Annotated in this window: 6 protein-coding genes; 5 read left to right on the top strand and 1 reads right to left on the bottom strand. The window is 44.6% G+C overall.

Translation table 11 applies throughout. The features are described from left to right. Positions 1-371: 371 nt before the first annotated feature. A complete protein-coding gene (nadB, locus tag H9625_RS16705) occupies positions 372-1,955 on the bottom strand; it encodes an L-aspartate oxidase (protein ID WP_087251676.1) in 1,584 nt (527 codons plus the stop codon). 147 nt (positions 1,956-2,102) lie between these two features. On the opposite strand from nadB, the gene H9625_RS16700 reads away from it, so the two are divergent. From H9625_RS16700 to H9625_RS16680, 5 genes are all read left to right on the top strand, one after another. Continuing rightward, entirely contained in the window at positions 2,103-2,519 is a 417-nt protein-coding gene (locus tag H9625_RS16700) for a PH domain-containing protein (RefSeq protein WP_225226481.1), read from the top strand. Positions 2,520-2,539: 20 nt separating this feature from the next. Then, positions 2,540-2,929, top strand: coding sequence for a hypothetical protein (locus H9625_RS16695; protein WP_191765437.1), 390 nt, complete (start codon positions 2,540-2,542; stop codon positions 2,927-2,929). A 25-nt stretch (positions 2,930-2,954) separates the two neighbouring features. Next, the gene (gene lpdA, locus H9625_RS16690; RefSeq protein WP_191765435.1) at positions 2,955-4,295 is read left to right on the top strand and encodes a dihydrolipoyl dehydrogenase; all 1,341 of its coding nucleotides are present in this window, start codon (positions 2,955-2,957) and stop codon (positions 4,293-4,295) included. A 2-nt stretch (positions 4,296-4,297) separates the two neighbouring features. Then, positions 4,298-5,695 (top strand): D-alanyl-D-alanine carboxypeptidase/D-alanyl-D-alanine endopeptidase, encoded by a 1,398-nt coding sequence (gene dacB, locus H9625_RS16685; protein WP_191765433.1) that lies wholly within the window; start codon positions 4,298-4,300, stop codon positions 5,693-5,695. A gap of 107 nt (positions 5,696-5,802) precedes the next feature. Further along, a complete protein-coding gene (locus tag H9625_RS16680; protein ID WP_022038708.1) occupies positions 5,803-6,597 on the top strand; it encodes a gluconate 5-dehydrogenase in 795 nt (264 codons plus the stop codon). The last annotated feature ends 660 nt before the right edge of the window (positions 6,598-7,257 follow it).

Below are 7,257 nucleotides of genomic sequence, written 5' to 3'. Positions count from 1 at the left end.
AGAGAAGTTAAGCTTCGTCACGCCGATGGTACTGCGTAACAGTGGGAGAGTAGGTAGCCGCCGTTTTGGGATCCTTCTCCGGTCTGATGTCCGGGGGAGGATCCCTTTCTTTTTTTGAGATTATGCATTCTTTTTCTTGTCATGGATGTCATTCAGCCATTTAACTTCTACTTGAAGGTATAACTCTTTCTAACACCTTTTACCTACAGGCATTTTGAGGATATTCATTTTATTAGTCAAATGGTCTGTAATTCTCATAAAGTCAGGAAAACATCTTTAAAATACAATTAAAAAAATAAGCAGGCTCTAAAAAATTTTTTTAAAGCCTGCTTCAGAATAATTGTTTATTGGTTAATTGTAGAATTATTTTTTTATTCTGATTCCTTGTTGCAAGGATGTGGATAATCGATTGTGTAATGTAATCCTCGACTTTCTTTACGTTCCATAGCTTGACGGGTAATCAGGTAGCCTACATTAATCATGTTGCGGAGTTCGCAAATTTCACGAGATGCTTTTACGCGTTTGAATAGGCGTTCTGTTTCTTCGTATAAAATATCTAACCGATTCCATGCACGTACCAGACGAAGATTGCTGCGTACAATACCTACGTATGCTTCCATAATTTGATTAACTTCTTTCATGCTTTGGGTAATCAAAATGCGTTCTTCGTTGTTCATTGTACCCTCTGCATTCCATTCTGGAATATCTTCATTGAAATCATAACGGTCTAGTACGCTTATGGCATGTTTGGCTGCAGAATCTGCATAAACGATGGCTTCTATCAGGGAATTTGAAGCTAGTCGGTTGCCTCCATGCAAACCGGTACAGGAACATTCACCTAGAGCATACAGACGTTTGATGCTGGATTGTCCGTCAAGGTCTACTTTGATGCCTCCGCATAGATAATGTGCAGCAGGAGCTACCGGAATATAATCTTTAGTGATATCGATTCCCAGGCTGAGACATTTCTTGTATATGTTCGGAAAATGTTTTTTAGTTTCTTCGGGGTCTTTATGAGTGACATCTAGATAAACATGGTCTTCACCACGCTGTTTCATTTCATTATCTATGGCACGGGCTACGATGTCGCGTGGAGCCAATGATAAGCGTGGGTCGTATTTTTGCATGAATTCTTCGCCTGCCAGATTTCTTAGTACACCTCCATATCCTCGCATAGCTTCTGTAATTAAGAAGCTGGGCCGGTCGCCCGGATGATACAAGGCAGTCGGATGAAATTGGATAAATTCCATATCTTTTACGATACCTTTGGCTCGATATACCATTGCGATACCATCGCCTGTAGCTACCAACGGGTTGGTGGTATGACGGTAAACAGCTTCGCATCCTCCTGTTGCCATAACGGTAACTTTTGAAAGGAACGTGTCCACTTCTCCTGTAGCTTCGTTCAATACGTATGCTCCATAACATTTGATACCTGGGGTATGACGGGTAACAATGATGCCTAAATGATGTTGTGTGATGATTTCTACGGCATAAAAGTTGGTAAAGACGGTGATGTTCGGATGTCGTTTGACTTCTTCTATCAAACTGGTTTGGATTTCGGCGCCAGTATTGTCTTTGTGATGAAGGATACGGAACTCGGAATGACCGCCTTCCCGGTGAAGGTCGAACTCTCCATTTTCTTTTTTGTCGAAGTCTACTCCCCATTTGATTAATTCTTCGATTTGTGACGGGGCGTTGCGTACTACTTTTTCTACCGCTGCACGGTCGCTTATCCAGTCTCCGGCAACCATCGTATCGTGAATGTGTTTTTCGAAATTATCCACCTTCAGATTTGTCACAGAAGCGATGCCTCCTTGTGCATAATATGTGTTCGCTTCTTCCAGCCCGGCTTTGCAAATCAGTGCAACCGAGCCTTTATGCGCTACTTTCAGCGCAAAGCTCATTCCGGCAATTCCTGAACCGATAACGAGAAAATCATATTTCCTTATCATGATAATAATGTGTATATATTGACGCAAAACTACAAAAAAACTGAAATGTCTGTACTGCATATTGCTTTTTTTTCAAAAGAACTTTACCGGATGTAATGATTTTATATGATTATTTACTATCTTCACCCTGAATTAATAAGGAAAAGGATGATGAACAGGACATTTCATTCGAAGGTAGACGGGTGGTACTGGTCATTAATGGCTGTTACTGCTTTTTTATTGTTCGATTTCTTTTGGTTGCATTATACGTTGCTGGCGGTCTTGCTGGCGATATGTATGATTTTCGAAATCGAAATGTTGGTCCATACCCGTTATGTAGTGACGGAAGACGGAATGTTGCGGATAGAGAGCGGTCGGTTTGTGCCGGGCAGGACGTTGGATTTGAATTCGATAGAAATGATGAACCAGGTCAAATCTTTTTCCATAGCTCCGGCTCTGTCGGTAAAACGAGTGGAAATCGTCTATCGTGTGGCAGGAAAAGATGATAAGCTACAGGTCTCACCTGTGGATGCAGATGAGTTCATCAGTTGGATACAGAAAAAGACAAGAAAGAATAATGAGTAAACTTAGATAAAAAAGAGATTATGGCAAAATTGTTTAGAGTCCGGCAAGTGTCATATGCATGGATGTTTATCTTGCTGGTGCTGGTGTTGGCAATTGTATGGCTTTCTTTAGAAAGTAAGAATTATTGGGGATTGTTGGGGCTTCTGGCTCCTTTGGGACTTGCTGTTGACCAGTTGACAACCCGTATTCAGATACGCGATAACGGGGATGTATGGATACGCCGGGGATTTACCGGAGTTTCGCGTTTGCACGGCATTTCGAAATTGATTTACCGTAAACAGGCATGGAAAAGCCAGCAAATTGTGTTGCGCCATACCAAGGGACACGCTACCGTGGATCCGAAAGACCGGAAAGGGTTCATCGCCAGCTTGAAGGAAGCGAACCCGATGATGGAATATGTGGAAGAATAACTGACCTTAAAAACAATAACGTACCATGAAATACCAAGTAGCGATTATCGGCGGGGGACCTGCCGGATATACCGCCGCCGAAAAGGCGGGGAAAGCAGGACTGAGCGTGGTTCTGTTTGAAAAGAACAGTGTGGGAGGCGTGTGTCTGAGCGAAGGATGTATCCCTACGAAAACGCTCCTATATGCATCGAAGCTTTATGATAGCTGCGTCCACGCACGCAAGTATAATGTAAATGCCGGTGAAGTTAGTTTCGATTTGCCCAAGATGATAGCCCGCAAGTCGAAGGTGGTGCGCAAGCTGGTGCTGGGAGTGAAGGCAAAGCTTACGGGAGCCAATGTCACGTTGGTAAACGGAGAGGCTTTCATCGTCGATGCGCATACCGTGCGTTGCGCTGGGGAAATCTACGAATGCGAGAACCTGATTCTTTGCACGGGGAGCCAGACGGTTATTCCTCCTATTCCGGGCATAGAGAAAGTCGGTTATTGGACCCATCGCGATGCGCTTGACAACAAAGAAATCCCACGGTCGCTTGCCATTATCGGCGGAGGGGTTATCGGGATGGAATTCGCTTCATTCTTTTCCGACTTAGGTGTAAAAGTGACCGTTATCGAAATGATGGACGAAATATTGAACGGTATAGACCGTGAAATTGCTTCGATGCTCCGTGCCGATTATGCAAAACGAGGTGTTGACTTCAAACTGGGAGCCAAGGTTGTCCGTCTGGAGCAGAATGAGACCGGTATGCAGGTTTATTATCAGACAGGAGCAGAAGAGACCCGTTTCGAGGCAGAAAAATTGCTCTTGAGTGTAGGGAGACGTCCGGTGACGCAAGGCTTCGGGTTGGAAAACTTGTCTCTTGCATATACCGAACGGAAGTGCATCAAGGTAAATGCCCAGCTTCAAACTTCTGTGCCGGGTGTATATGCTTGCGGAGATTTGAATGGAGTCTCTCTCTTGGCTCATACGGCGGTAAAAGAAGCCGAAATAGCGGTAGATACCATCTTGGGAAAATCTGTCGGAATGAGTTATCGTGCCATTCCCGGCGTGGTTTATACACATCCCGAGGTCGCTTCAGTGGGAAAAACCGAGGAGATGTTGCAGAAGCAAGGCATTACTTATCGGGCGGTAAAGTTCCCGATGACTTATTCGGGCAGGTTTGTGGCAGAGAATGAGGGTGTGAACGGCATGATGAAGGTACTGGTAGACGAGCATAATAAGGTACTGGGAGTTCACCTGTTGGGCAATCCGGCATCCGAACTCATTGTATTGGGCGGCATAATGGTAGAAGATGAGCTTGATTTGGAGGCTTTCCGCCGGTATGTATTCCCACATCCCACGGTAGGCGAACTGTTTAGAGATTTATAACTATGCATCGTTTAGGTTTCTTTTTAGGAATGTTGCTGGCCTTTTGCCAGGTTTGTGCACAAGGTGTGGCAGAACAACTGGAGGCACTGGTTGCATCATCGCCTGTGCTGAAGACATCCGAAGTAGGCATCACGGTATTCAATCTGACGAAAGGGACGCCGGTCTATGCTTATCAGGATCAGAAATTGTATCGTCCGGCTTCTATCGAGAAGATTATCACCACGGTCACGGCATTGGCAGAGTTGGGTATAAGCTATACCTTCGATACCCGTTTGGCTTATACGGGTACAATCGGGGCAGATAGTACCTTGGAGGGTAATTTATACGTGGTGGGAGGTTTCGACCCTGAATTTATGGAAGACGATTTGCAGCGTCTGACCGATGCCGTGCACCGTGCAGGTATAAACAGCATCAAGGGAAACCTGGTGGCAGATGTATCGGTGATGGATTCCATTTATTGGGGTACAGGTTGGGCGTGGGATGATACCCCTAATGCCTTTCAGCCTTATCTCTCTCCGTTGATGCTGAACAGGGGATGCGTGAATGTATCGGTTAAACCTTCTCAAAAGGGAAGACGTCCCGACGTAGAGGTATATCCGAAATCGGATTATTATACAATAGACAATCGTGCCGTGTGTGGTATACCTCATTATGGAAGTCTGAAAATAAATCGGGATTGGTTATATAACGGTAATACCATTCACATTACCGGTAATGTAGGGCGTCCGTCCGGCAGGACACTGAACATGTTTTCATCACAGGATTTCTTTATCCAGACTTTTCGTTACCAGTTAGCTCAGGAGCATATAGCCGTCGATTCGTTGAAATATGGCGTCTGTCCCGATACGGTCACCTTATTATATAAAGTCTCTCGTCCGTTGGAACCTGTTCTGAAACGTGCTTTAAAGAAAAGCGATAATCTTTCGGCGGAAGCTTTGTTTTATCACTTGGCTATCCGGGGAGGCGGGCATAAAAGTATCGGTATCGAGGATGCACAGAAAGAGATAGAACACTTCATGCGTCATCACATCGGGAAGGACCCGGACGATTACAGCATTGTCGATGGGAGTGGGGTTTCGATGTACAATTATGTGTCGCCCGAATTGTTGCTGGCTTATTTGAAATATGCGTATGCCCATCAGGAAATATTCCATCCTTTTTACGAAGCGTTGCCCATAGCTGGTGTAGACGGTACACTCCGTTACCGTATGCGGAAAGAGAGGGCGTTCCGCAACGTGCGAGCCAAGACCGGTACGGTAAAAGGAGTCAGTTCGCTTGCCGGATATGTACGTGCCGGCAATGGTGATATGTTGGCTTTCGTGATTATCAATCAAAACGTGATGAGTGGAAGAAAAGCACGTCTTTTTCAAGATAAGATTTGTGAAATATTGGCGCAATAATAAAGAAATTTGTATATTTGTGCGGTACAATGACAGACCGTGTTCGTAAACGGTATGACGAAATGCCGGAGATAAATAATTATTTACTATAAAAAATGAAAAACATTATGGTTAATTTCTCATTGGAGGGCAAAGTAGCCCTTGTAACAGGCGGTGCGTATGGAATCGGTTTTGCTATGGCCGAAGCATTGGCTCAGGCGGGTGCCAAAATTGCGTTCAATTGCCGTTCACAAAAACATCTGGATGATGCTCTTGCCGATTATAAGGCAAAAGGCATTGATGCAAAAGGTTATATTTGTGATGTGACCGACGAGGAAGCGGTTAAAGTACTTGTGGCACAGATAGAGAAAGAACTGGGCGTGATTGATATTCTGGTAAACAACGCAGGTATCATCAAGCGCATCCCGATGTGTGACATGACGGTAGATGAGTTCCGTCAAGTTGTCGACATCGACCTTACGGCTCCGTTTATTATGGCGAAGGCAGTTATTCCGGGCATGATCAAGAAAGGTCATGGAAAGATTATCAATGTTTGTTCGATGATGAGCGAATTGGGTCGTGAAACCGTATCTGCATACGCAGCAGCTAAAGGCGGTCTGAAGATGCTGACCCGCAATATCGCTTCCGAATATGGTGAATACAACATCCAGTGCAATGGTATCGGTCCGGGTTACATCGCTACTCCGCAGACTGCTCCGTTGCGCGAACGTCAGGCAGACGGTTCACGTCATCCGTTCGATTCGTTTATTGTCTCAAAGACTCCGGCTGCACGCTGGGGAACACCCGAAGATCTGATGGGTCCCACGGTATTCCTTGCATCTGATGCTTCCGACTTTGTAAACGGTCATATCCTTTACGTGGATGGTGGTATCCTGGCTTACATTGGCAAGCAACCGAAATAAAATCAAGTCGTTTCATTCATAACAAAAAGGCAGGAAGTTTTTTCCTTTTTCAAAAGGAAGGCTTCCTGCTGTTTTTTTGTATATTATACTTTGAACAGTGTGCAATTGTGCATTTTTATGGATTACACATCCGACATGACAAGCAAGCACGGCTCTCCGCAATGTAACTGCATCGCTTGTAAGATTATTAATCTTACAGCATGAAGATTAATAATCTTTCGGCATGAAGATTAATAATCTTACAAGTAAGGCAGTGGTTATCGAACTAAGTTAATGTTCTGTCTTAGCTTGGAAAAGCAACCGATAGACATAAAGTGTATGGACACAAATCCGACTTGACAAATATGACAAGTGACAAAATACACCAAATTAATGCCGCGAGAAGTATAAGCATGATTTGAATGAATGCGACCTTACCATAGCTTTCGCAGTTTCAGCAAGGAATTCGTAATCGATGGTCAGCTTTCTGAAATTTTCCAGCCATGAGAAAGAGCGTTCCACAATCCAGTGTTTGGGAAGTACCTGAAATTTGGATGGACATTCATCCGGTCTTGTTGATATAAAGGATTCCATTCATTATCTCCCCACCGTCAAGTTAGAAGTGCAACTCCTCCACCGCCTTCCTCCGTCCTTGGAGCGTAGCGGAAAGGGCGGAGGAAG

Origin of the sequence: Phocaeicola intestinalis, assembly GCF_014837065.1 — a bacterium.
In the GTDB taxonomy this organism is placed as follows: Bacteria; Bacteroidota; Bacteroidia; order Bacteroidales; family Bacteroidaceae; genus Phocaeicola; species Phocaeicola intestinalis.
The sequence above is the reverse complement of the archived record's forward strand: the minus strand, read 5'-3'. Positions and strand labels throughout refer to the sequence as shown.

Bases quoted from the DNA above. Each gene is read 5' to 3' on its own strand.
- nadB (WP_087251676.1), bottom strand. From the start codon at position 1,955: ATGATAAGGAAATATGATTTTCTCGTTATCGGTTCAGGAATTGCCGGA.
- H9625_RS16700 (WP_225226481.1), top strand. From the start codon at position 2,103: ATGATGAACAGGACATTTCATTCGAAGGTAGACGGGTGGTACTGGTCA.
- H9625_RS16695 (WP_191765437.1), top strand. From the start codon at position 2,540: ATGGCAAAATTGTTTAGAGTCCGGCAAGTGTCATATGCATGGATGTTT.
- lpdA (WP_191765435.1), top strand. From the start codon at position 2,955: ATGAAATACCAAGTAGCGATTATCGGCGGGGGACCTGCCGGATATACC.
- dacB (WP_191765433.1), top strand. From the start codon at position 4,298: ATGCATCGTTTAGGTTTCTTTTTAGGAATGTTGCTGGCCTTTTGCCAG.
- H9625_RS16680 (WP_022038708.1), top strand. From the start codon at position 5,803: ATGGTTAATTTCTCATTGGAGGGCAAAGTAGCCCTTGTAACAGGCGGT.